22 protein-coding genes are annotated in these 25,846 nt (G+C 43.3%); 10 read left to right on the top strand and 12 right to left on the bottom strand.

Features of this window, described 5'->3' with window-relative positions:
* Positions 1-30 precede the first annotated feature (30 nt).
* From JKJ11_RS17055 to JKJ11_RS17030, 6 genes are all read right to left on the bottom strand, one after another.
* Positions 31-2,481, bottom strand: coding sequence for a family 20 glycosylhydrolase (locus JKJ11_RS17055; protein WP_252039604.1), 2,451 nt, complete (start codon positions 2,479-2,481; stop codon positions 31-33).
* 340 nt (positions 2,482-2,821) lie between these two features.
* Positions 2,822-3,445, bottom strand: a complete 624-nt coding sequence (locus tag JKJ11_RS17050) for a bifunctional 4-hydroxy-2-oxoglutarate aldolase/2-dehydro-3-deoxy-phosphogluconate aldolase (RefSeq protein ID WP_006069080.1) — start codon at positions 3,443-3,445, stop codon at positions 2,822-2,824.
* Between the two features lie 10 nt (positions 3,446-3,455).
* The gene (locus JKJ11_RS17045; RefSeq protein WP_252039603.1) at positions 3,456-4,376 is read right to left on the bottom strand and encodes a sugar kinase; all 921 of its coding nucleotides are present in this window, start codon (positions 4,374-4,376) and stop codon (positions 3,456-3,458) included.
* A gap of 66 nt (positions 4,377-4,442) precedes the next feature.
* Complete coding sequence (locus tag JKJ11_RS17040; protein WP_006069082.1) at positions 4,443-5,939, bottom strand: sodium:solute symporter family protein; 1,497 nt, start codon at positions 5,937-5,939, stop codon at positions 4,443-4,445.
* 184 nt (positions 5,940-6,123) lie between these two features.
* A complete protein-coding gene (locus JKJ11_RS17035; protein WP_006069083.1) occupies positions 6,124-6,516 on the bottom strand; it encodes a RidA family protein in 393 nt (130 codons plus the stop codon).
* A 70-nt stretch (positions 6,517-6,586) separates the two neighbouring features.
* Entirely contained in the window at positions 6,587-8,059 is a 1,473-nt protein-coding gene (locus tag JKJ11_RS17030) for an N-acyl-D-amino-acid deacylase family protein (protein WP_261359898.1), read from the bottom strand.
* A 149-nt stretch (positions 8,060-8,208) separates the two neighbouring features.
* On the opposite strand from JKJ11_RS17030, the gene JKJ11_RS17025 reads away from it, so the two are divergent.
* The 5 genes from JKJ11_RS17025 (at position 8,209) to JKJ11_RS17005 (ending at position 13,970) form a co-directional block, all read left to right on the top strand.
* The gene (locus tag JKJ11_RS17025) at positions 8,209-9,477 is read left to right on the top strand and encodes an amino acid deaminase (protein WP_124941857.1); all 1,269 of its coding nucleotides are present in this window, start codon (positions 8,209-8,211) and stop codon (positions 9,475-9,477) included.
* 10 nt (positions 9,478-9,487) lie between these two features.
* Positions 9,488-10,351 carry a MurR/RpiR family transcriptional regulator gene (locus JKJ11_RS17020; protein WP_124941856.1) on the top strand — a complete coding sequence of 288 codons (864 nt, stop codon included), beginning with the start codon at positions 9,488-9,490 and terminating at the stop codon, positions 10,349-10,351.
* Between the two features lie 138 nt (positions 10,352-10,489).
* Positions 10,490-10,699: a hypothetical protein gene (locus tag JKJ11_RS17015; RefSeq protein WP_124941855.1), complete on the top strand. Its 210-nt coding sequence runs from the start codon at positions 10,490-10,492 to the stop codon at positions 10,697-10,699.
* On the top strand, positions 10,677-11,900 hold the full coding sequence (locus JKJ11_RS17010) for an alpha/beta hydrolase (protein ID WP_252039602.1): 1,224 nt from the start codon (positions 10,677-10,679) through the stop codon (positions 11,898-11,900). The genes JKJ11_RS17015 and JKJ11_RS17010 overlap by 23 nt, the downstream gene beginning before the upstream one ends.
* 144 nt (positions 11,901-12,044) lie before the next feature.
* Complete coding sequence (locus tag JKJ11_RS17005) at positions 12,045-13,970, top strand: tetratricopeptide repeat-containing diguanylate cyclase (protein ID WP_124941854.1); 1,926 nt, start codon at positions 12,045-12,047, stop codon at positions 13,968-13,970.
* 31 nt (positions 13,971-14,001) lie between these two features.
* On the opposite strand, the gene JKJ11_RS17000 is transcribed toward JKJ11_RS17005, so the two are convergent.
* A complete protein-coding gene (locus tag JKJ11_RS17000; protein WP_038221595.1) occupies positions 14,002-15,012 on the bottom strand; it encodes an AraC family transcriptional regulator in 1,011 nt (336 codons plus the stop codon).
* A gap of 125 nt (positions 15,013-15,137) precedes the next feature.
* Here JKJ11_RS17000 and JKJ11_RS16995 point away from each other — a divergent pair, with 125 nt between their 5' ends.
* From JKJ11_RS16995 to JKJ11_RS16980, 4 genes are all read left to right on the top strand, one after another.
* Positions 15,138-15,458 carry a hypothetical protein gene (locus JKJ11_RS16995; RefSeq protein ID WP_031493189.1) on the top strand — a complete coding sequence of 107 codons (321 nt, stop codon included), beginning with the start codon at positions 15,138-15,140 and terminating at the stop codon, positions 15,456-15,458.
* Entirely contained in the window at positions 15,452-16,675 is a 1,224-nt protein-coding gene (locus JKJ11_RS16990) for an HlyD family secretion protein (protein WP_006069092.1), read from the top strand. Before JKJ11_RS16995 ends, JKJ11_RS16990 begins: the two co-directional genes overlap by 7 nt.
* A 170-nt stretch (positions 16,676-16,845) precedes the next feature.
* The gene (gene elbB, locus JKJ11_RS16985; protein WP_006069093.1) at positions 16,846-17,496 is read left to right on the top strand and encodes an isoprenoid biosynthesis glyoxalase ElbB; all 651 of its coding nucleotides are present in this window, start codon (positions 16,846-16,848) and stop codon (positions 17,494-17,496) included.
* Positions 17,497-17,675: 179 nt separating this feature from the next.
* Positions 17,676-19,517, top strand: a complete 1,842-nt coding sequence (locus tag JKJ11_RS16980) for a DUF3413 domain-containing protein (protein ID WP_252039601.1) — start codon at positions 17,676-17,678, stop codon at positions 19,515-19,517.
* 39 nt (positions 19,518-19,556) lie between these two features.
* Here JKJ11_RS16980 and JKJ11_RS16975 read toward each other — a convergent pair whose 3' ends face one another.
* The 4 genes from JKJ11_RS16975 to ppiC form a co-directional block, all read right to left on the bottom strand.
* The gene (locus tag JKJ11_RS16975; protein ID WP_252039600.1) at positions 19,557-20,915 is read right to left on the bottom strand and encodes an alpha-amylase family protein; all 1,359 of its coding nucleotides are present in this window, start codon (positions 20,913-20,915) and stop codon (positions 19,557-19,559) included.
* 337 nt (positions 20,916-21,252) lie between these two features.
* On the bottom strand, positions 21,253-23,184 hold the full coding sequence (locus JKJ11_RS16970; protein WP_252039599.1) for an alpha-amylase family protein: 1,932 nt from the start codon (positions 23,182-23,184) through the stop codon (positions 21,253-21,255).
* Between the two features lie 176 nt (positions 23,185-23,360).
* Entirely contained in the window at positions 23,361-23,717 is a 357-nt protein-coding gene (locus tag JKJ11_RS16965) for a YibL family ribosome-associated protein (RefSeq protein ID WP_006069097.1), read from the bottom strand.
* Positions 23,718-23,764: 47 nt separating this feature from the next.
* Positions 23,765-24,043 (bottom strand): peptidylprolyl isomerase PpiC, encoded by a 279-nt coding sequence (gene ppiC / locus JKJ11_RS16960; RefSeq protein WP_004737764.1) that lies wholly within the window; start codon positions 24,041-24,043, stop codon positions 23,765-23,767.
* A gap of 178 nt (positions 24,044-24,221) precedes the next feature.
* Here ppiC and JKJ11_RS16955 point away from each other — a divergent pair, with 178 nt between their 5' ends.
* The gene (locus JKJ11_RS16955) at positions 24,222-25,127 is read left to right on the top strand and encodes a chemotaxis protein (RefSeq protein ID WP_252039598.1); all 906 of its coding nucleotides are present in this window, start codon (positions 24,222-24,224) and stop codon (positions 25,125-25,127) included.
* Positions 25,128-25,170: 43 nt separating this feature from the next.
* Here the strand turns inward: JKJ11_RS16955 and JKJ11_RS16950 are convergent, their stop codons facing one another.
* Positions 25,171-25,833 carry a lipid-binding SYLF domain-containing protein gene (locus JKJ11_RS16950; protein ID WP_252039597.1) on the bottom strand — a complete coding sequence of 221 codons (663 nt, stop codon included), beginning with the start codon at positions 25,831-25,833 and terminating at the stop codon, positions 25,171-25,173.
* Positions 25,834-25,846 lie beyond the last annotated feature (13 nt).

Below are 25,846 nucleotides of genomic sequence, written 5' to 3'. Positions count from 1 at the left end.
TCTAATGCGGCACCTAGTAGGCCGATGGAATTACTTTGATAGTGACCAAAGTAACATTTCCGTCGGCTTCACTGTAGCGACAATACTTTCATCAATGATCTTCGCTGAGTCATTAATCATAGACTGATATTCTCTTGCATCGGCTGAAGACACTTTCTCGCCAGCTTCGGCTTTTGTTACCAGTGTCAAACCTAACTGAGCTATCTTCTGTGATGCCTTAGCTAACGGTACCGTATCTACTGACGCTACGTTGTTAGCAAAGACTGTAGCTGCCTCAGAAGAAGCATTGAGTAATTGCTCGTAGTGATTTTTAAGCGACGTTAAAGCAGACTTGTCTCCCTTAACGTATTGTGTCACCAAATAACGCATTTCGTACACAGTGTAACTCTCCACTGGGAGCGCATCAGCAAAACGATTCAGGCGTTCGTGTTGATTATATAAATCTCCTGGGTTCTCTGTCTGAATCCATTTTTCCCAGTTACGCGCATAGTATTGTGCAGGTTCAGTGTACTTCGCCAACACCAATAAAGGTGTTATATCGCTGCCATTCGCCAACCTTTGCATCATGACTCTTGCGTCAGCATGGTGGCGCATACCCAAAGAAATTTCAGACCAATTATCAACTGCACGCATACGCTTATACATGCTTGCTTCATCAGTCAGCTCTTCACTTGACCAGAATCGCTCTGCAATCGCATAACTGCGCGGCCAAATTCTGTTTTCCATCGTCATCGAATTGATATTTTCACCCCAAACGGTGATTTCTCCACCCAATATCAGCTTTTGTTCTTGTTCGTTCAGTTCAGCAGGATAGCCACCAGTTGGCTCAGGAATTGACGCTCCCTCTTGTGCTGAAGAAGCAACCAGTTTCCCCGTCGTTGGCCACCTTACATTACCAATAAGCTGATAGCTCCCTTCGGCAAACTGCTCTCCCGCTAGCTTAAGATTGAACTCTGTGTATGACATGAAGTTATCAAAGTGGCCGCGGAATATCTTGCCAGGTTCATATTCTAAGATCTCAACTTCAGCTCGAGATTTACCGTTATAATCCGTAAATGCACGAACTTTACCGTCTTTTGCTTGAATAATAGTGAGTAAGCCTTTGCGTGGGCCACCTTTAGTACGCGGTTTTTCCCACTGGTAACTAACAAAGCGCTCCCCTTCGTGAAGCTTATCGTCAACGGTGATGCCACTCGGCATCGGATCATTTCTATAGTGATAACTTGTAGGCTGTGGTTGGTCTAAGTAATAGCCTGTTGATAGCAACCCTTGGTAACCCTCTTGTGCCGCACGGCCAATACTGTCATGGCCTCGCCAGCTCTGAATCACGATCGATTTAGGAAGATCTTTGTGCCAGATTTCGTCCCAGCCGCTCATCTTCTTACCACGCTCCTCAAGCATTTTTTCCACTTTCGCGTTGAGGTACGACTGAAGACCTCGTTCACCATCAAGCTCTTTATCTTTGATAAAAGTTTGAATTTCTGGATTTTCTTGCCATTGTTTGTAGTTAGGCTCATCACCTCCGATATGGAAGTATTCATCCGGGAACAATTCAACCACTTCGTCGAATACACTTTCCAACATGACATACAATTCGGGGTTCGTCGGGTCCATCAGAGGCTCAAATACCCCCCACTCTCTCTGCTGCGGATAACTTTGTTCCCCTAACCCAGACATCAATTCTGGATAAGCATGAGCAACGGCTGACGCATGGCCCGGTAACGAAATTTCAGGAACCACACGAATACCTAGTTTACGTGCATACTCTACGACATAACGAATTTGGTCTTTGGTGTAATAATTACCGTCCGTGGTTTTCTCCCACAGTTTAGTGTAGTTATCTAATTGAATTCGGATTCCTTGGTCATCCCAAATATGCCAATGGAACACGTTCATTTTCGCCGATGCCATCGCATCAAGTTGACGCAAAATCACTTCCATCTCAATGAAGTGACGAGATGTATCATAAGAAACACCACGCCATCTAAAACGCGGCTCATCGACAATACTGATTGCCGGAACAGAATAACCATTAGCATCGGTCTGGACCAGTTGGAGAATGGTTTCAATACCACGAATAGCGCCATATGGCCGGCTCGACTCTAAAACAATTTTGCCATCATTGCTCGTTAGCTTGTACGACTCATCGGCATCAATATCTTGCACCTCACTCTTAGCTGGGGATTGAATATCGATAATAAACGTCGCTTCATCCTCTGAATCAGCTCGCCAGTTAAGCGTCGGTAGACCTGTTTGACGCTCTAAGCGTTCTACAAAGCGCTTTGCCGTATATTCGACTCGGTCAGAATTAAATCCTTTAATATAAATACTAAAATCTTTGTCTAACGTTACGCTTCCTTGACCTAATTCCACCGATTGTGGATAAGGCATTAAATTTAAATCAGTATTTGGTGCCATAGCCCATGCTGCCGTTGTTGTTAGTGAACCGGCTACCAGTAAAGTTAAGATACTCTTTTTCATTATTATTTCCTTAGAATACAAAGTTCAGACCAATACGATAGCGTCACTCAGTTTCGCCTTTATTTGGTCCTGGGATATAAATGTTTTTGTCCGCATCGACAATTTCTGCGTATGGCCTCATATAATCTGAGTACTTGTCGAGAAATTTAACGGTATGCTCACGCGCGGTAAATTCAGCATTAAACCAGCGCTAAAACACTTATTGATATGATTTTTTTCATTAATAATTATCTATTTTAGGGTTGTCAAAGGGCTACCCAAATCAATGGGCATTAAAACAAAATAACTGGACTAGAAAGCGGCCAGCTTAATTACTGGCCAAATAACAACATAAGACTAGTTATCGTGTCGTGGCTACCGCTGCTCGCACAAGCTCACCAATGTGGTCCCACTGCTCGTTTTCAATCAACGATGTTGCGACCATCCAAGTACCACCGCAGCAGTGAACTCTGTCGAGAGATAGGTAGTCATTGACATTCACTTTGCTGATGCCTCCCGTCGGCATAAATGCAACATCACCGTAAGGCGCCAATAGCGACTTAACCATGTTTACACCGCCAGATGCTTCTGCAGGAAAAAACTTAAGGAAAGACAATCCTAACTCTAGGGCTTGCTCAACTTGGCTTGGGTTATTCACTCCAGGGATAATGGTTATATTGTTTTCTTGACAGTATTTAACCGTGTTGGGATTAAGGCCAGGAGCAACAATAAACTCAGCCCCTGCTTCAATAGCAAGATCTACTTGTTGTGAGTTCAAAATTGTACCCGCACCAATACACAACTCAGGGTAGGCATCTCTCATAGCCTTGATAGAAGCAGCTGCCGCCTCTGTTCTGAATGTGACTTCAGCGACTGGAAGACCGTTTTCGACTAATGCCTTAGCTAAAGGAATCGCATGGTCTACATTATTAATTTGAATAACAGGAATAACTTTAAATTGTTTTAATTTATTAATTAACGACATGTTGATCTCTTCACAGTAAATGATCCATAGCACCGAGTGGGACAATAGCGCCAGGGTGTTGAATAACGATAGCAGCAACAGAATGAGCAAACTCGGCAGATAACTCGCATGACTGACCACTCAATCTCGCAGACAAATATCCCGCAGCAAAAGAGTCACCGGCAGCGCAGGTATCAATCACATTCGCAACTTTCGATGCTGCGACAATGTGGGTATTAATCTGATTGTTTTCTCGTGTTATCACCTTACATGGTTCACAACCGCGTTTAATCACCACTTCTGCAATTTCAAATCGCTCACAACGTGACTCAATAGACTCTTCAGTCCCCCATATTTCTCTATCATCATCTTCTGTGAGTAACGCTATATCCACATAAGGCAACAGCTTTTCATACCACTGTCGAGCGTCGGAGCTACTCCAAAGCTGAGGACGGAAGTTATTATCAAATATGACTTTTTTACTACTTTCATGATGGTGTTTAGCCATAGTTAGCATTCGTTTCCTAGCACTATTGTTCAATATGGCTAAGCTGATTCCGCTGAGATAAAGCGCATCATGTTGGTTAGCGGCTAAAGCAACTTCTAGTTTACTTACCACATTGTCAAAGTAGTATTTTGCGGCACTGTCATTACGCCAGTACAGAAAGGTTCGCTCTCCATTTACATCAGTTTCGACTAAATACAAACCAGGCTGTTTGTCTGACACGGTTTCAATCAAACTCGTGTCGATATATTCATCGTTCCAAGCTCGTTTCATCTCAACCGACAATTTATCTTCACCCAGCCCCGTCGCGTAGGAAACATCAATACCTCGATTACGTCCAAGCCTTGCTAGATAAAGCGCAGTGTTAAGAGTATCGCCTCCGAATGTTCTTCGAAGTGGCTCCCCACTCAGTTCCACCATACATTCACCGAAGAAAGCTACTTTCATCAGAGCCTCTTAAAATATTAGGATTAGAAGAAGGAGTGCCGCATGCACTCCTAGATAAGACCAAAATTACTCAGTAACTGGTGTCGGTTTTGCTGAAGTTTCTTGAGGAGCTGAACCCAACTCCATTTGAGCGCGTTCAGCATCAAGAATCGCTTGAGCTTGCTCAGGAGAGACCTTATTTTCAGGCGTCACTAGGCTAACCACAACACCAGCAATTGTTGCTACCGTCACTGATGGGATAACTGGATTGCCCCAGAAAGCCGTTAGGTCTGTGCTGAACATTACCGCGAAGGACGCTGCCGATGCACCAACAAGTGTCGCAATCGCTCCCTGCCAAGTGTAACGTTTCCAAAAACGACCCAACATACCGCATACAAACATGCCTGACATGACCGTTGAGATCATCTTCGTGATATAGCCAATGATGTCATTCGAAGTGAGTGCGAACAGCAGTGCAAAGCCGATAACAACAACCAATGCTAGACGGGAGTAGTTCAGCATTGACTCTTTATTTGGCACTCGGCCAGTGAACATTACATATACATCGCGAAGAAGGATTGAAACGCCCGCTATAGCATCTGAGCTTGCGCTAGACATTGTTGCCGACAAACCCGCAATCAGAACGATCATACCAACCCCTACCGGTAGCACAGTTGCTGCAATATAAGGGAATGCAAAGTTGGCATTGTCCAGACCTGGTTCAATCGCGTGAGCAGCCATACCGATGATTGCTGGGATAATCGAGAAGAACAGATACAAAACACCAGACAATACAAATGAACGGCGAATAGTTGAAACATTCTTACCGGAGTATATTCTTTGACGGAAAGATGGCGTTGCTAACACACCAACACCAATGACCACGGCTAGAGAGACAGCAGGAATAAGTCCAAGCTTTTCAATTGCAAGGAAACTTGTTGCCGCCGGGTCCATCGCTTCGTAAAGATTGTCCATGCCACCGATGTGTTGAACAGATAGAACCGCCATTAAAATAAAGCCAACAAATAGGATAATTGCTTGGATAGTGTCGGTCCAAACAACCGCTGTATATCCGCCAATGACAACATAAATTGTGAATGCTGCTGCGATGATGACTTTTGCTACGTTGAGATCAATATCGGCAATCCACGCCAAATACATACCGCCACCAAGAATATGAGCACCAAGCCAACCAATAGAGGCAATAAAGATAAGCACGCCAACAACATTTTTAACGACACGGTTGGCACCGACGTAATACGCAAGCTCTTCACTCATCGTCATGAAATTAAGCTTTCGAACTGGTGCAAACCAAAGGGCTAATAGTAGGATGCCTAGCGCACCGCCGATACCATAAAGCGCTCCAGCCCAACCATTAGCGTAACCAAAGCCAACCGCTCCCATACTTGATCCAGTACCAACCATGGTTGCGACTGTTGTACCTAGCACAAGAAACAGAGGTAAACCACGTCCACCTAACAAAAAGTCTTCACCAGACTTTTGGTTTCGTGACACAAACCATCCTAGCCAAATAAGAAAACACACATATATTCCGAAGCCGGATAAAAATAGTGTACTGTTCATTGAACACCTCCAGAGATATAAGTGACTCATTTAAGCCACTTACCGTTTTACGTTATTTTAAACTCAGAAGTAAGAGGTACTTCTGAATTAAGTCCATTTAGATTGTAAATATTTATATTTTTGTGAAGAGCATTCAGTAGAATGCCCTTAATATTAATTTAAGTAATATATAACAAGTATTTAATTAACGACGGTCTTCGCGGTAACACGTGACATCAACTTCAACTTTTACGTCGACAACAAGATCGCATACCATGCAGATACGAGCAGGTGGGTTTGCGCCAAAAAACTCTTTAAACACTTTATTAAATGATTGGAAGTAACGTGAGTCCGTCAGTACAACTTTGACATGTACCACATCTTCAAGGCCGTAACCTGCTTCTTCCATAATGTCTACGCAGTTCTGGATTGCTAGACGAGATTGATCAACAATCCCTCCTTCAACGACTTCGCCGTCAGTCATTGGCGTTTGACCTGAAACGTAAAGAAAGCCTCCCGCTTCAGTTGCGCGAGCGAACGGTAAATGTTGACCACCTGTACCTACACCACCTTCTACACCATAGCGCTTAATCGTCATTTTAATTCTCCAATTATCTATTTTTTAACTAAATTTATATTTCCAAGAGCAAATAATGCTCATTTAAATATTACTTCTCTTGACGATATATAAATCGCCCAAATCTATTTTCAGCAACGGTTTTATTTGAGTAACTAATATTTCCGTTAACCAATACACACTCAATCCCATCAGCGACTGAAATGGGGTTTTCAAATGTTGCGGTATCTTTTATTTTCTGTTTGTCGAATATCACGATATCAGCGAACGCACCTTCGCGAATGACACCTCGATTCGATAAGTTGTATCGTGTCGCAGACATACCCGTCATCTTGTGTACCGCTTCTTCCAAAGGAAATAATTCGCGACCTTGACAGTAATGGCTCAACACTTTGGGGAATGTTCCCCATAGACGTGGATGAGGATGAGGATCATTGGGTAAACCATCTGAACCCACCATCGTCAAACGGTATTTCAAGACTCTTTCAACGTCTGCTTCATCCATGCAGTGATAAACAGCGCCAGCAGGTTGCAAGGCTTTTGCCGCTTCAATAAGAGGCAATTCCATTTGCTTTGCGATGTCAGCGAGCATTTGTCCTGCGCATTCTGGCTTTGTTTCAGACCACGTAATGAAAATATCAAAATCTTCAGTGACTTGTTTTAAATCTAATGTTGACGAGCTAGCAGAATATGGGTAGCAGTCGCAAGAGACATCTTGATGAGCTGATGTCTTCTCCATCAAATCAAGAACTTCAACTGTACGCCCCCAATTACCAGCACCTGCACATTTTAGATGTGAGATGACAACAGGCACTTTTGCATGCTTTCCAGTCTCAAAAGCCTCTTCCATCGCATGCAAGATTTCTTCAAACTCAGTACGCATGTGTGTGGTATAAATACCATCATGCTCAGCAAGAACCTCAGCTAACCGCATAACTTCACTGGCTGTCGCCTGTTTGGCACTGGCATAGGCCAAGCCGGAACTTAAACCAAGTGCTCCTTGTTGCATTGCTAAATCAAGCGTTGTCCTCATCGAAGCTAACTCTTGCTCGCTGGCTTCTCTGAATAGGTCATTCATCACGTTATTACGTAACGTGGTGTGGCCGACTAGAGCGGCGACGTTCACGGCTGGTTCTGCTGAAGACACCGCCTCGGCATATTGAGCAAACGTCGGATACTTAAAATCTTCCTGTTTGCCTAACAAGTTCATTGGATCCGGCGGTGCGCACTCCAATACGGCAGGCGATGCACTGATACCACAGTTACCGACGATCACCGTAGTAACACCCTGACTGATTTTTGGTAAGCAATCGGGATAGCGAATAACATTAGTGTCGTCATGAGTATGTACATCAATAAAACCAGGGCTGACTATCAAACCTTCAGCATCAATAACAGACGTCGCTTTCTCGTTTGTTAATTCACCAATTTTGACTATTCGATCTTCTACTAACCCCACATCCGCTTTGTACGCTGGAGTATTGGTACCATCGACGATTTCTGCATTTCTAATAATTATGTCGAACAACATGACCTTCTCTCTCAGTTCGTGCATTTCACACAAACAATCATAGATAGTTACCCACACAAACACAGTGACTAATTACACAATTTAACTCATTAAGTTTGATAGTTTCTAACATATTAATTATCATTGTTACCATCAAACATTAAATATCAACAAGTTAAATCATGTTAGAAAGAGAATTACCAATGATAGATTTAAAAGAAAATGATAGAAACAAACAGAAAAATACAACGGTACCATTTGGCAGAGGAATGAAAGGAGTGCCAGTGACGGCTGAGCTTAAGACAAAATACAGCCTGATTAATGAAGAAATTAGCCTACCCGTAGCAGTTATTAACAAACAAGCATTGCTGAATAACATGGACTGGATGCAAGCTTTTGCTAACTATCATGGCGTTTTGCTTTGTCCACATGGAAAAACCACCATGACACCAGACTTTTTCGCCATGCAAAAGCAAAAAGGTGCATGGGGGATAACAGTAGCAACGGCACCACAAGCAGAAACAGCGGCTAGCGCTGGGTTAAAAAATATCATGATCGCTAACCAACTGGTTGGTAGAGCAAATATGGCAATGGTGGCTCGTATTAAGAAAGAGACTCAAGCTAGAGTCATCGTGTGCGTAGACTCAGCCGTTAACGCTGATCAATTGGAACAATTCTATTCAAGTATAGATGCGAACATTGAAGTGTTAATTGAATACGGTGTTGCTGGAGGTCGCTGCGGTTGCAGAACGAAACAAGAGGTAGTCGAACTTGCTAAACATATTAGTACTTTGCCTCATGTCTCATTGGTCGGAATCGAGGTCTACGAGGGAGTCATTCATGGTGGAGATGAAGAGTCTCTCGTTAGGGCTTTCTTAACAGAGACTATTGAAATTGGACGTGACCTCATCAGTCAGGAGTTGCTGCCTAACAAGCCTATTCTCACCGGAGCTGGATCCGCATGGTATGACGTCGTGGCAGAAACTTTTGCTCATTTGAATGACTTTCAGGCTGTTATTCGACCAGGTTGCTATGTTATTCATGACACAGGGATCTATCTTGACGCCCAAGAAAAAGTCATGGCCAGAGCAGTTAAAAATGGTGGTTATGCGTGTGAGTTGGGTGGTGACCTATCCTCTTCGCTCGAAGTGTGGGCGTATGTAATTTCTAGACCAGAGCCGACCAAAGCGATCGTAGGACTCGGTAAGAGGGATGTAGCCTTCGATGCGGGACTGCCGATCCCAGAACGTATCTATCGAGCAGGTGCTGAAATCAAAGAAAACAAGATCATCGCTACTGATGTTATGGACCAACACACATTTTTGGCCATTCCAGCAGAGTCGTCACTTCAGGTTGGTGATATGATTGCGTTCTCAACGTCACACCCATGCCTTACGTTTGATAAATGGCGTCTTCTCGCGATCAGCGACAATGAGCATAATGTTGAGCAATGGGTAGAAACGGCTTTTTAGAGGGAAAGTTTTGACCGTAGAAGTAGACATCATATCTCAGATCACGGAGCGCTACAGCGCGCTTCGTGATGCTGAAAAGAAAGTAGCAGACTTAATTACCGACGATATACATTCTGCCGCCAATGCGAGTATTACCGAACTAGCACAGCAAGCAAGCGTTAGTGAAGCGACTATTACTCGATTTGCTAAGGCTGTAGGTTGTCTTAATGTTAGAGATCTTAAGATCAAACTGGCGCAATCACTCGCCGTTGGGCAGCGCTTCATCATTGAGCCGCCTGACCAAACAAGCCACCAAGGCATTTACGAATCGATCAAACAGGCGTTGGATATCAACCGTGCCCTTATCAATGAAGCCGATATTAGCCAAGCCGTTACCATGCTTCACTCTGCTAGACAAATAATCGCAGTGGGTGTGGGCGGCGGTTCAACTATTACCTCGCAAGAGCTTCAACATCGTTTGTTTAGGCTAGGTTACCCTGTGGTCTCATACAACGATGGTCTTCTTACTAGAATGGTCGCTGCTACTGCAGACGCCAACGATGTCATGGTGGTCATTTCCGCGACGGGACATACCCCTGTTATCGTCGAAACCGCAGAAATTGCTCAGCAATACGGGATTAGAGTGATAGCCATAACTCCTGCCGACTCACCTTTAGCAAAGCTCAGTGATATTGTTCTTCCCATTATTCACAAAGAAACCGACTTCATCTACAAACCGTCGGCATCTCGTTACGCTATGCTAGCTCTGGTTGATGTATTGTCGATGGAGCTTGCCGTCAATCACAAGCGTCGCTCTCGTGACCGCTTACGTCGCCTCAAACTCGCTCTAGATAGTCACCGCACAGGCAGCGATCGCCAACCTTTAGGTGATTAAAAGTATTCAAACATGAACGCAATTGTGAACTAGCGTTCATGTTTGGTTCATATTGATTGCTCTATTATCTAACCATCAAGGAGCGATGCACATAAAGACTCATCCATTTTCCGACGCTGTTTATCAAGAGAGGTCATTATGAAAAAAGCACTCCTAACCGTTAGCGCCCTATTTATCGGCTTTGTTGCGATGATGTTCAGTTTAATCATGGCAATTCCACTTACCATTGCTGCATATGTCACGGGTAATCGTATTAAGAAAGAGCTCGACAAAGAGTTAGCTCAACAGCGCCAAAATATGCAAGGCAATACAATAGAAGGTGAATATGAAGAAGTCTCGTCCAAGTAGGTCTGCTATTCGCGAAATACGTTCGCGACATAAAAGAAAACTGGTCGCGCTCGTCTTCTATATTTCTGTATTCATCACTGCAGGTATATTTGGTTGTTCTGCCAAGAACAACGACCCTGCCTACCAAAAAGCAAAGGCACTCCCTGCCTATCAGCAAGCTTCATTTGAGCGATACATCCAAGATACTCAACGATGGCTTGCTGAAAACCGTGCATTCAAATCTGACGATCATCAACAAGAAATTGCGCTCAATAGTCCCTTTGAGCTAGTGCCTGACTCCCCTAATGGTCAATCCATATTGTTAGTGCACGGACTTGGTGACTCACCCTACTCGTTTCACGACATTGCGGAACATTTGGTTAAGCAAGGCTATTTAGTTAGAGCAATTTTACTTCCTGGGCATGGCAGTAAGGCCGGTGATTTGCTGCTGCCTAGCTACTCTGACTGGGAAAATATCGTTTCACACCATACTCAGCTACTGCTTGAAGATTATCCTAATGTTTGGCTAGGCGGATACTCTACCGGCGCTAATCTTGTGACTGCCTATGCACTGAATGATGACCGTATTTCTGGGCTGTTGCTTTTCTCTCCAGCATTCCAACCCAAATCGGAAGCAGTCAAATACGCGCGCTTTGCAAGTTACTTCATGGACTGGGCTGACCAAGACCCAGAGAACAATGTACTACGTTACAATTCGCTGCCTATGAATGGCGCAGCCGTATACTACCAAACGGCAAAAGTCGTACAAGACAACCTCGCTACTCATCTTTTCGTCAAACCAACATTAATGGTGTTGAGTGAAACCGATAGCGTTGTCGATACCACCGCAGCCTCTCAAGCGTTCCAAAACCAGTTTATCCATGCTGAAAGCAGACTTATTTGGCAAGGAGAGCACCCCCCTGAAGGTCAGAGAATCATCAGTCAGACGATGGTTTTACCTGAATATCGTGTTTCCAACGGCTCTCATATGGGTATGCTATTCAGCCCTAACAACCCGTATTATGGGCAGACTGGCATGATCACCATTTGTGATAACGGTCAACGTGACATTGACTATGCAAACTGCCAATCGGGCCATCAGGTTTGGTATTCCGCTTACGGTTATCAAGAACCAAACAAAATCCATGCACGGTTAACCTTCAACCCGTATTTTCAAGAGCTTATGCAATCTATTGATTTAGTAATGAAACCTAACTCTTAGCGACAAGTCAATTGGCTCTTTTATAACCATACAACTCTCTAGAATAGACATTTTTGTTGATATCAGTTCCAAAAATGATAATTTGACGATGACAATTTAAACATTTACAATACGACGTACTAATTATTTCTTATTAACCTATCAGTGCTAATAGCTATCCGACTGTGTTTCTTGTTCACCATCATTCTGTTTGCGTTAAGCTCTAGGGTCGTTTATGCCCAATTTTCCCCCCTCACGCTCATAGAAGACAAACCCTACAAAGAAACGGTACTTGCCTTGAATGCAGTACGTTACTCAAGTTTTAATCATGGAATCGAGTTATTAACGCAACTTCAACGAAGTGCGAAGATTGGACACGATCCAGTTGCAAGCTACTACTATTATCTTGGAAAATTCAAACATCATCGAGCACACAAACGTCCTTTGGAAGCACGTAAAGCATTAGATGCCATGCAACAAATCGGCATCCAAAAAAGCGTGCCTTGGATAGTAGCAGAGAGTGATATGTGGTTAGCGACCTTTGATATTACCGATGGTCACTATGATGTCGCCTTACAACGAGCAAACCGCGCACTGCTGGCTGCCAAAAAGCTGCGTTACTTGCACCTTGAAGCAAGGACACACAACCTCATCGCTGTCATCCACTCCAGTCAAAATAGACAGTTACAAGCAAAAAAAAGCTATACAGCAGCATTGGAGATTTTCCGTAGTATTGGTGACGCCGCGTATGTGGTCAAAGTTATTTCCAATATCTCTTTAATCTATGCCGACTTAGAAGAATGGGATAAAGCGCTTGAATACAACCAAGAGGGCTATTTTTGGCTCCAGAAGAGTCATCAACCGCAATTAGAACAAGAGGCGATACTCGCCCTCAATCGATCTATCATCGCTGGTAATATTGGTAGCCTGAGTGAACAGTCAGAGTATCTTGACTTAGCAGAACTAAAGGCAGATCAGCTCGGTGATGTTAGCCTTATCGCCAATGTTAAAAGCAATAAGGCATATAACTCACTTGAAAAAGGACACTACCGACAAGCTGAATGGCTCGCTCAAGAGTGCCTATCTTTAGCAGAAAAATATCAGATTAAAACCCAGGTCCCTCATTGCATTACACACCTTGGACGAGCATTGAGTTTTCTTGGTAACAGCAGTACAGCAGAGTCGTTATTGATTAGTGCCAAAGATCAATTCATTGCTCTAAAAGATCCTCTTAATACGGCAAAAGCATACAACCACCTTGCTAATTTTTATGCCGGACAGCAGCACTTTGATACTGCATATAGGTATGCTCGGCTTTATCAAAAAGAAAACGAGATCCTACTTTTCGATAGACGCCAAAAAGCCCTATTTGAACTAGAGCAAGTACATGCTGATACCGAACAGCAGCATAAAATCACCCAACTTCATACGGAGAACAAACTCAAGCAAACTCGCATCGATTACCAAGAGTCTAAGGAAAAAATGTGGGCGGCCATTTTTGTGGCAGGTATGTTTGGCTTTTTGCTGCTGTTTAAAAGCAAGAATACGCTCCAACAGCAAAACATTTCCTTGTTGTCGACTAATCATTCGTTGCGTGAGCAGAGCATGCTGGACTCACTCACGCGCATACCAAATCGTCGGTTTGCAGAACATTATCTTAGTGGTGATAGAGCTCTACCGGGCAAAGGGCATATTGCTATCGGTTTAATTGATATTGACCACTTTAAAGATATAAACGACAAATTGGGTCACGCGGCTGGGGATATTGTCCTACAAGAAGTTGCTCAAACGCTCAACAGCGTCTTGTTAAATGACGACCTACTAGCACGTTGGGGTGGTGAAGAGTTTCTTATCATTGTCCGTGCAGACACGCTTGCTCAATTGCAAGATCGTCTAACTAGGCTTCGAACCACCGTTGAAACGACCAGCCTATATTTTGACGAAGGTCGATTAACGGTGACTGCATCTATTGGCGCAACCTTATTAAGTCCTGCAAACTACCAAAGGCATTGGCGTAACAAGCTCGATATTGCTGATAAGCACCTTTATCAAGCCAAATCTGAAGGGCGCAATAAAGTCGTTTTCGCCTAACAATCAACCAGATGTAGCTTAAAAACTCAGATTAGTAAGCGGAAAGGTAGTTGTTTAGGTACTGCTTTGGAGTAATACCTCGGTATTTCTTAAACATACGGCTAAAGCTGGTCATATTGGTATAACCTAGGCTCTCGGCAATTTGTTCCATAGGTGTGCCTAGCACAATTTGCTTCACCGCTTCCCCGGATAGAACGAATCCTACCACTGAGGTAAAGTTTAACCCAGACGCTTGTAACCGTCTTTGTAATTGCTGCTCCGACAGGCCCAACAATTCCGACACCTTTGCTAATGTTGGAATCCCAAAATGTCGCGAATAATTCACCACTTCATACAACACTTTCATATGATCTTGAGAGTCTGGCATGTTCAAATAGTTATCGAGATCTGCAAAACTCATAGAAAGCTTTTCTGCGGCTAATGACGGTATCTTGTTGCCTTGTAATCGCAGCTTGTTGGGTAACCAAACCTCTGTTTGATTGTGCCCCCATTCAATTGGACAGCCAAAATAGGCCTCGTATTTACTTCTATTTGACTTGGTACCTGATATACAAACACGATCAGGAACAAACTCTTCCCCCAGATAGCGCTTCAATACATTACACATGAAGTTTGCAACTCTGACACCATCATCGGCTTTTGCGGCTGCAGAAATTGAGCTGTTGTAATACGTCCACTTAACAATTGGACCCACTACTTCGCCACTGAGAAAAGCCCCAGATTGAATACAAGTAATACCAAAATTAATTCGACGAATGGTCGAGGCAAGATCATGACCTGAGAAAAACCAGCGACTCATAGAACCTAGTCTATCAATCGACATTTGGCTGACAAGATTAAGTACGGCATCCTGATCTCCTGTTATCAACTCAATGTTCTCGTAGAACTGATTGAGAACTGAAACTGGGATCAGTGTCATTGGAAACTCGAGGGCTTTAGCTGGGATCCCCAACTCTTCTGGTCTTACACCATAGGTTTTGTGCAGGTTTCCGACCAGCCCCGCAATACCCATAGCTCTTACAAAGTGTACATTCTCAAACATATCGTCACCAGATGATACTAATTGCCTCAAAACATGTTGATTCTTGATGAAATCTATCATTTTGTAAATGATTATTTCTATGTCGAATAGACTCTTGATTCTTCTAAATCTTATAAGGTAAATCAATGAGCCTACTGAGTGTCCCATTTGTCGGAACGAGCGCAGACACCGCATTACACGTCGTATCAGGAATCGTATTAGTCGCAAGTGTCGTTGCCGCGGTATATGGGTTTTGGCGTATTCACGAGCTTCCTATTAATAAAGCACACAGCAAAGATCACCATCAGCTAGGACTAATCACCGCTCTCACATGGATAGGCTTTATCTGGCATTGGGTTTGGGTATTGGCCGTCATCATTGCATTTGTAGACATGGAAAAAGCGATTGTTCGACTTAGAGATATTTGGCACGGAAAAGAAGATAATACGGAGAACACAACATGTTAGAGGGTTTAGCAGTTTGGGCTCTGTTTATATACCTACTGCGGTTAATAGGTATGCCATGGAACAAGTTTTCTAAAGGCTTCGCGTATATTGGTGGCGTTGGCTGGCTAATGTTCGTTTGGGTGGGGTTGATTAACTATACCCCGATGGATCTCTCCGGTGGCTCTCTAGTTCAGGCTCCGCATATTCAGCTTCGTCCAGATTCCTCTAATGTAACGGGGAAAGTCGTTAAGTTGCACATCAAGCCCAACCAACAGATTGAGAAAGGTCAACTCATCTATGAGATTGACCCAAAACCTTATCAAATCGCACTAGATCAAGCGGTAATACAACACGACGCAGCACAAGTAGCGTTAGATAGCGCGATCCAAGATGTCGAAATATCAAAATCTAGCTATCTTTCTGCACAAAAGAGTGTTGAAACATCGGCAAGTCAGCTTCGCTCTGCGCAGGTCGATTACACCTTACAACGAAAAATGCTGAAACGCTTCCAAGAGCAGAACGCCGTGGTTAGTAACACAATCACCGAAAGTGATATAGACAAGCAAATTAGCATTGTTGAAGTGGCAAAACACAAAGTAAAGACTACCGAAGCACAACTTGATAAACGCCGTGTAGATGCAAATAAAGCACTACTTTCTATCAGTAAATATGAATTTGCTGTAGACAGCAGAAGGAATGATTTGCGAAACGCTACGGAATCTGTCGAACGCGCACAGTGGGACCTCGACAGCACCAAAGTTTATGCACCGACTGATGGCTTTGTTACCAACTTCATTCTTCGTGAAGGGCAACTGTTATCGCGAGTACCACGATTGCAAATGTACACCAACGAAAAGTATGTACTGATGCGTGTTAATCACCAAGCTATTCGAAACATTAAAGCTGGACAACCCGCTGAATTCTCTACATCCGTTTATCCGGGACATGTTTTTGCCGCAGAAGTGGAAGGTATTGTTGAAGCGACGGGTGAATCGCAAGGCACATTGCTTGCTATTGACCAGTCAGTACGCACCACTACTGGTAAGAACCTGAATAACAAGCATCACTTTGTGCGCTTGAAAATACAAGAGACTGAAGGTTATGACATCCCGGTCGGTGCCGTTGGACTAGCATGGGTAAGTGGAGAAAAACCGATAGGTTTTCTTGCTTTCTTAGACGTCATTCGAGGCATCATCTTGAGAATGAAGTCGCAACTCTACTTCTTCTACTCAATTTAAACAGGTCCACTTACGATAGCAAATTTTAGTTATCGGTTCCCTTTGCCACCCTTAACGGGTGGCTTTTTTGTAGTTTGAAGCAACTAGCATTCTGTGGCATAGCAAGCAGACAAAGTGCCCTATTTTGTCCTAAAGTCTTAATGCCCTAATAACAAGGAGAAATGATCAGTATGAAAAAAATAGCCGTCATTCTTAGTGGGTCAGGCGTATTCGATGGCGCTGAAATTCATGAGTCTGTGCTTTCCCTGCACGCTATAGAGAAAGCTAATGCAACGTGGTACTGTTTCGCTCCTAACGTTGAACAATTGCACGTCATTAACCATCTAACAGGGGAAGTAACGGAAGAAAGTCGTAATGTACTCGTTGAATCTGCCCGTATTGCGCGAGGGAATATTGAAGACGTCGAAAAGCTGGATGTGAATGATTTTGATGCACTACTGCTTCCAGGTGGATTTGGCGCAGCCAAGAACCTTACTGACTTTGCCATTAAAGGTGCAGAATGCTCCATTAACACACACGTAGCGAGTGCGTGCCGTGCCTTTGCTGAAGCTGGGAAACCTGCAGGTTATTTATGTATTGCCCCGACTATCATTCCATTGATTTATCCAAATGACGTCAGAGGAACAATAGGTAACGACTCAGACACTGCAGCCGGATTTGCAGCGTTAGGAGGTCAACACGTTATATGCGCTGTGGATGATATTGTTTACGACGAGCAACACAACGTGGTGTCTACACCAGCCTATATGCTGGCAACAACCATTTCAGAAGCCAACAACGGCATAGAAAAATTGGTTAATAAGCTGATTTCTCTCGCTTAAACGACCTCAAATAAGGCCCCATTCATCGAAATACATGGGGCTTTGTAACAATGTGCAAGCCTTGTATCGTTTTTATTTCAAATTTGTTTTCACTCGCATACAATACGCGCTTCTTTGACAACGCACGATATAGCGTTATCACGATTTTAAATGCCATCTATCATATTGGTTTATTGAACATGTTTACTTACTTAAAAACTAAGCTAAGTCCTTACTATGAGTTTTGGATTCTTAATGCGCTGTTGGCAACCCTTATAGGCGCTCGCTACTTCCTGTACTTTCCTGAGGTCCCTTTTGATGGGGTTCAATTCTCATTTGCTGTAACAAGCTTGTTCAGTCACATGAGCCTACTCGCTCTTGTGTTTTGGCTGGTTGGTCTCGTTTTATGCTTCCTGCCATTGAAAGCTAAACGCCCGTTGTTAGCGCTTATTGCTACCATTGCCTTAGTATTTTTGTTTGTAGACACCATGGTATTTGGATTTTATCGATTCCATTTGAACTACCCAGTACTGTCATTGGTCATGTCGGGGCAGATAGTGGAATTCCCACTATCTGCATGGGCAATGCTTGTTGTCGGAATTGCCGCTTTGTTTTGCTTCCAATGGTGGGCGTTAGGCAAAATGGAAGTTGGCCAATTCAGCATCACAAAGAAACTTCGTAAGCTGTTTCTTCCTCTATTTTTTGTAACCACATTAGCAAGCCATGGCATTCATATTTGGGCAGCTGCTACTGCATACCAACCTGTTTCTTTTGTTAACCAATACTTACCACTCTTCTATCCAACCATCGCTAACTCGTTCTTGATGAAGCACGGTTACATTGATAGAGAAGAGCTCGAAAAGAAACAAGCGAAAGCCCCTAAGATGCAAGGGGGACTAAATTATCCTCTTCATTCAATCACTGGTGATAGACCTGAAAAACCAAAGAACATCATGCTAATTCTGATTGATTCTTGGCGTCCAGATACTGTTACTCCGAAATATATGCCTACTGTCTATGGTATGTCTCAAGAGGGACTTTCATTCGACAAGCACTACTCTTCTGGTAATGCGACGCGTATGGGTACGTTTGGACTGTTTTACGGTTTGCCTGGTCCTTATTGGCATCCGATGCTTGCCAACCAACGACCAACGGTGCTGATGGACCGACTGCAAGAGCTCAACTATGAGATCGGGGTGTTTACTTCGGCACACATTGAATCGCCAGAATTCAACAGAACCATATTTGCTCATATTCCAAATTTGCGAATTAGGGGCAAGAGTAAAGGCACGGCGGCAGATCGTGACATCGAGCTGGTCGACGATTGGATGAAGTGGTATGACGTTAACAGTAATAAACCAACTTTCTCATTCCTGTTCTTTGATGCGCCGCATGGTTTCATTTTCCCTGACGATTATGAGCCAAAATTTGAGCCAATGTCGGGACCAAACAATCCGTTTGTTCGCAGTAACGACTCCGACCCAGAGCCAATCTTTAACCGTTACCGAACTAGCACACACTTTGTAGATAGTAAAATCAAAGACGTGGTTGAGAAACTTAAGCAGGCTGGTACTTATGACGACACACTAATTATCGTTACAGGTGATCACGGTGAAGAGCTAAACGACAATGGCCAGAACTTCTGGGGACACAACGGTAACTTCACTGAAGCTCAGGTTAAAGTACCGTTCATCATGTTAGGTTCCGGAGTAGACAAAGCGGCAAATCAGTGGCCAAAGGGCAAACTGACTACGCATTTCGACCTTGTTCCAACGCTAATGAAGAACTACCTAGGTGTCACCAATGATCTTGAAGATTACACTGTGGGCGAAGATCTTTATGGTCAGTTTGTTGATCGACCATACACAATTATCGCAGACTATGGTGATTATGCCGTGGTCTCCGAAGATAAGATCTTCTCACTAAAAGGTAATGGTCTTTACGAAGTGAAAGATGGCAGAAATAGATTGCTGCCGAAACAAGAAATTGATCAAGAGAGAATGCAATACGCCATCGAATTGCTGACTCGATACACCAAATAAAACAGCCACATCAAAGCCCTCTGCACAGAGGGCTTTGTTTTATTCACCGCATATCAATAACTCCGCCGATCCAGCCGCTACGTGGATATTTCCTGTTATTCCATCAACCGATTGTCGGGTTAGAACTGAGTTATACAGTCCATTAAGGTCGACGTTGATTGATTTCGGGCGCGTCGATTTATTGATTAGTACAATCCCCTTCCTACCTCGCTTAAATGCTAAAAGATCGTCATTCGCTTCCAGCAACTCAAACGGTTCACCATGAACTGCGTGGCAAAAGCGTATCACATGAGACAACTTCTGGTCCCTCCAACCTTCGACCCATCTCGGCTCCTCGTTGGTATTTTTGATACCACTAGGGTCGAGATCAGAATAGATAAGAGGTACCCCTCCATCACGAGTTAAGATGTATACCGTCGCAAGCCATTCGTTGGTTTCACTCATTACAAGGTTGCTAAATACTTCATTGTTAGGAATGTCGTGTGTCACGGCAAAGGTTATTGAGCGCTCGTTAGTAAGCGCTTGCCCGAAACAGTATGGGTCAATTAATGCCGTCAAACTTCCGCTTTTAGATTCTAGAGCCTCGTACACCGTTTTGAACAAAGGGAAATCATAAGCTGCTAAGCGAGTTTCTTTCAAATAAGGTTGCAAGAAAAGTTCATACTCTTCTTCCGTCGCTCCGCCATCGGTAATTATCTCACCAAAGACGTGCATGTCTTGAGTTATCTCCTTAGTAAATACCTGCTTTATATGCTCGATGGTCAAGTGTTTAGCAGCATCTATACGAAAACCACGAACTCCGAGATTTTTCATCGCTAAGAGATAAGCTTGTTGCTGCTTGATAACATGAGAACTGGTTCGCAGAGTAGGTAAACCAGGATCTTGCGGGCCGCCTGTTAGTCGACCATTTTGCACTTCCCAACGGTCTTTCCAATTTTCTATCCCAAACGCCTCAACAAAATCATGCTCATCAAACAGTGCTTCATCCAAATCGCCAAATAGCTTTTGCTGTTCGAAATAGGCACGATGCTCGGTATAACTTTGCATGTCACTATTGCTTGGATACTGCAAGTCCAGTCTAGCCGCCGATTCGTTGGCCATATGGTTGAAAACCACATCGATATAGACCCATACGCCCATGTCATTCAATGCCAACATCATTGCTTTGAAGTCTTCCGTATTTCCTAGCTTGTTATCAATAACTCGATAATCCTGAGGTTGATATAGTTGCCACCACTTCACTTCTTTACTACTGCGAAATGACTTCATTGGAGGTGAAACTAATACGGTCTGATACCCAAGCTCCTTTATTTCTTTTGCTCGCTGAGCCACCAGCGCATAAGGCCAATCAAACGCATGTAAAATCACATTGCTTTGGTTATTCGTTGTCTTTGTCATTGGTCCAACCCCTAACCGGGTTCACTACTAATGAACAAAATTATAAGGTTCATACCAGTTAGCAACTCATCCTCAAGGCACTTTCTATTGGTTGAGAGGTTGGGCGTAGCTAAAATAGGCAACGGAATCTTGGGGAAAGCCGACACACTCCCTCAACAGAAATTACATATAACTTACTGAAAAGTATAATATAAAAATCGGATTAGTTCTCTTGTCCGTATTATTAGAAGCTGGAGTCGGTATTTGTAACGAAATGATAGCGTGTGTATAAGCCACCTATGAAGCTGTGAGCTTGCTCACAGCTTGTAGTCATTTTGATTAATGAGCATAGTACGAGTTAGTTTTCTACTACTTTCAACCACTTAATATCATACGCATCAAAAATGATGTTTTGGTGATAGGGCTTTCGCTCTTGGTTAAGCACGTCTTGCACCTCTCTTGAACCCAAAATATCACATATGGATGTTGGAATGGTTTGCCGATGTTCACTGAAGTTACATATAGCCAATAGTCGGTCACCATTAGCTGCCTTTCTGACATAAGCAAAAAGATGAGGCCGATACGTCTCTAGAATTTCCGTTTCCGCCACACCTAACACTGGCAGAGATTGACGAAGCTGAATCATATCTATTAGCTGTTGATGAATGCGACCTCGCGGATCACATTGGTCTTGAGCAATCGCAATGTCTTTTTCCGAAATAGCTGGACGATTAACCCAACGAGTATCATCAACTTTGTGTGGATCGTTAACGTATTGATAGTCATTGAACATCCCGAGTTCATCACCTTGATAAATCAACGGTACACCGCCAATGCTCAAATTGACACTATTTAGCAATCTGACTCGTTTCACAGCAAACTCAATATCTTGCTGATGTCCAGATTGCATCGCTGCTTCCAAACCACATAGCGATGCTAAAGATCCACACACTCGACAATCCCCAGTCTCTGGATTTTCTTGGAATGGGATACCATTGGCAAACGCCCCTTCAAACTTACCTGTATAGAACTGATTGAGAAACTGACGATGGTCATGCCCCTTGATACCCAGCTGATCTGCTACAGCATCATCGAAAGTCCAGCCAATGTCGTCATGACAACGTATATAGTTCACCCAACTGCAATCCGGCGAGATAGCAAAACTTTTCTTTAAAGACGCTGTGAGTAACTTGGTTTCTCTGGTTGCCAAGCTTTCCCACATCAAAGCCATCATCAATGGGTTATAGGATAATTGGCATTCATCTTTATCTATGTATTGAGCGACCTCATCCGGATGAACGATGGCTTCACTCTTAAATAAAACTGATGGAGCTGTGATCTGTAAGCAGAGGTTGAATGCTTGAATCAAAGTATGCGCTTTTGGCAAACTTTCACATTGAGTCCCCTTCTCCTTCCAGATAAACGCTAATGCATCGAGACGTAAGCCATCACAACCTAAGTTGGCCAAAAATAGCATTTCATCAGTGATTGCGTTAAATACTGCTGGGTTACTGTAGTTTAAATCCCATTGAAAGCTATTAAAGGTCGTCCATACCCATTTTTCTACGTCTTCCAACCACGTAAAACTGCCGCGCCTAACTGAAGGGAATATCTCTCGACACGTAGCGTTGTATTCATCAACGTCCCGTTTGTCGTCAAAAAAATAGTAAAACTCTTGATATTGCTCGTCACCAGAACGAGCACGCTTTGCCCATACATGTTCATCTGAGGTGTGGTTAAAGACAAAGTCTAAAACTAGGGCAATTCCAGCTTCGTTAAAGGCATTGGCTAAGGACTTCAGATCCTTCTCTGTACCTAGCTTGGGGTCCACTTTACGGTAATCCGACACAGCATAACCACCGTCGCTATTCCCTTCTGGAGCTAAATACAAAGGCATTAAGTGAACATAATTAATGCCAAGTTGCTCAAAATACGGGATCTTCTCTTTCAGCTTTCTAAAATCACCCGCAAACAAATCAACATAAACTGCCATGCCTAGAACGTTTTCATCTCGAAACCAATTAGGTGTTTTAAGTCGAATCGCATCTTTGTTTTTTAGCTTACGAGAACGCGATGCGAATCCTGCGCAGAGCATTTCTACCAGTTTCTGTAGATAAAGGAAGAAATCATAACGACTGCCATACAAAGCGTAATAGTGCTCAAATAAGGCCGGAAAGTGCTGCTCTAATCTTCCATAAAGATCTTTCTCATCTTTTTTAGTCAATTTAGGTAAGGTGATGGAGTCCATTACCTGCTTGAGTGCCCTCTGGCTTGTCGTGATTCCTTGCATTACCTCACCTTAATCGATTAAGCCTGTACTTAACCAATTATAGAATAAGTTAATTTTCGATATTCGAGTTTTTGTGTGACCAACTTCTTAATCGATTAAGTTCATTGAATAGAAACCAAAAAAAGCGCATCAAAAGATGCGCTTTCCATTAGTGTTAGTTAATTCTAGATCGAGACTTAGAATTTTTTTGGAGCAAAACCTGTCATCACTTTCAGTTTTAGCTCTTTACCAATCTTCGTCATTGGATGCACTACGACCAAGCCTTTTACCGACTTTTTCAGTTTACCCATATCCGCCTGTTCTGCTTTGGTGATCTCACGAGAAAACGGCATATCAAGCAAGCTTTTGCGCTCTTTGTTCATATCGTAGCTCTGCTTGTGCTTAAGCTGAGCAATCTTCTTTGTCAGTTTGTCGATTTCATCGGTAAAGCGAGAGATCAGCTCGTTGTCGCCACGCGATTTGGCACCAGCCAATTTATGATTACACTTATCGAGGCGGTTATTCAGTTTTTGTAGTTCTTGTTTCATGCTCATGGCCGGAACGTTTCCTGTTAATTATTAGCGAATAGCGGTGTTGCGAACTAAGTGCGGTACAAGACCTTGACGACATGCCAACCAAACTTAGTCTTCACTAAATGGGGAACAAGCGTTTCACCACTAAAACAAACTTTGTCAAATTGAGGCACCATCTGTCCCTTACGAAATTCACCTAAGTCGCCGCCTTTTTTACCAGAAGGGCAAGTGGAGTACTTTTTAGCAAGAGTCTGAAACTTAGCGCCTTTTTTCAGCTGTTTGATGATATCTTCAGCTTGTTCTTTATGTTTCACTAAAATGTGAAGTGCTGCCGCAGTTCTTGCCATTAGTTGTCTACCCTTTTTAGCGTCTATGGGATGATGGAATGCGCAGAGTGTAATAGAAAATGAGATACAAATCACGTTTACTTTTCAAGCGACTAAACTTTTTTCTTTCCCGGCCGCATTAACTTTTGATAATAAAGTTTATAAAATCAATCTATTGGCTTATAGAGTAAGAACTCAAATGAATACTAGCATCAGTAAAGCGAACCAATCACAGGGCATGTTACTGTTTACCCTCAACTTGCAAAAGCAACGTTTTGCCATTGGCACGCTAAAAGTGCGAGAAATCGTTCCTTTCTTACCCACTACGCAAATTCCCTATTCTCATCAACATGTCGTTGGCACTGTCAGCATTCGAGGCCTTACCGTCCCCGTTATTGATATGGCAGCTGCAATTGGTTTTAGACCTATCGCACCAGAGGAACACGCCAACACCTACTTAGTGGTTACCGATTGCCTGAGAACCGTTGTAGCGTTTATGGTTCGAGATATTGATAAAATAATCGAGTGCGACTGGAAGTCCATTGAGCCAGCCCCCGATAGTGCAGGTAGAAATGTATTTGTTACTGGGGTCACTCGATTTGAAGATCATATAGTTCAACTACTAGACGTAGAACTATTACTATCCAAAATCTATCCACAGTACGCCGATACCAAGATCCCAATGTTGACAGACGTCCAGCGCGAAAGAATCAAGTCGCTGAACATTCTGCTGGTTGACGACTCTTCCATCGCGCGCAAACAGTTAGGTGATGCGCTTAACAACATCAATATCCCTTTCGATATCTGCCGAGATGGCAATAGCGCCCTTGAGTTTATGCGCGTTAAAGCAAAGCAAAATGATGCTATCGATATATTAGTCAGTGACATTGAAATGCCCGGTCTTGATGGTTACGAACTGGCTTTCGAAGTTCAAAATGACCAAACACTCAGTCACGCCTACCGCATTTTACACACCTCGCTTTCAAGCGAAATGTGCACGGAGCGTGCTCATCAAGTTGGTGCCCACGAAGCGCTAGTTAAGTTCAATGCAGGTGAATTGATTGAAGCTATGTTGAGAGGGGCGGAGAACCTAACTGCGAATTGAAGTTCCCCTTCAACCAGTAGTTAAGCTGAAAGGGATAATGGACTTATTTACCGTCGTAGTTATTGTTTGGCGCAAATGAAAACCCTTGACCACCGATAGAAGCTTCATACATTAAGCCGCCCTTAGTCATGGTAAATACTGCCATGCCATTAATGTAATTCGCTTTAGTCTGCTTGTCTCCAGCCTGTGCCCCTACACCTGTTGAACCAGCTTGCGCACTAGCGCCCACCGTTAAAGCAACAGCAGATGCCTGAGCACCAAATTCAAAACTGCCGCTTGTAAATGAGTAGTAGTCTGCTTTGCTTTCGAAGAAAACGATTTCGCTATAAGCCTGTGCGCCTAATTGAAGTCCAATGCTAAGCTGCGCTAACGTTGAATCACCAACGTGAACGCCTTGGCGATACACTTGCCCTTCACCGTAGGACCCACCAATTCCAAAACCACCCTTACCAACGGTTGGAAATATTGCATAACCATACGCATCTTTGAAAAATGGGTGCGTTGCATCTGCTTGCTTGAATTTATTTAACGTAGCTTCATATTTACTACTATTATCGCTAGCAGAAACTGCTTGGTCTTTTTCTTTAACCACTTCAGTTCCTTCTGTGACACTTTGACCATCTTTCTGAGGTGCTTCTGAAGCATAGGCTTGGGGGATGATGGTAATAAACGCAGCCAGTAGATAAGGCCTAATTCTAACTAACATACTCTTTCCTTTC

It is taken from the genome of Vibrio sp. SCSIO 43133 (assembly GCF_023716845.1).
Taxonomy (GTDB): domain Bacteria; phylum Pseudomonadota; class Gammaproteobacteria; order Enterobacterales; family Vibrionaceae; genus Vibrio; species Vibrio mediterranei.
The sequence above is the reverse complement of the archived record's forward strand: the minus strand, read 5'-3'. Positions and strand labels throughout refer to the sequence as shown.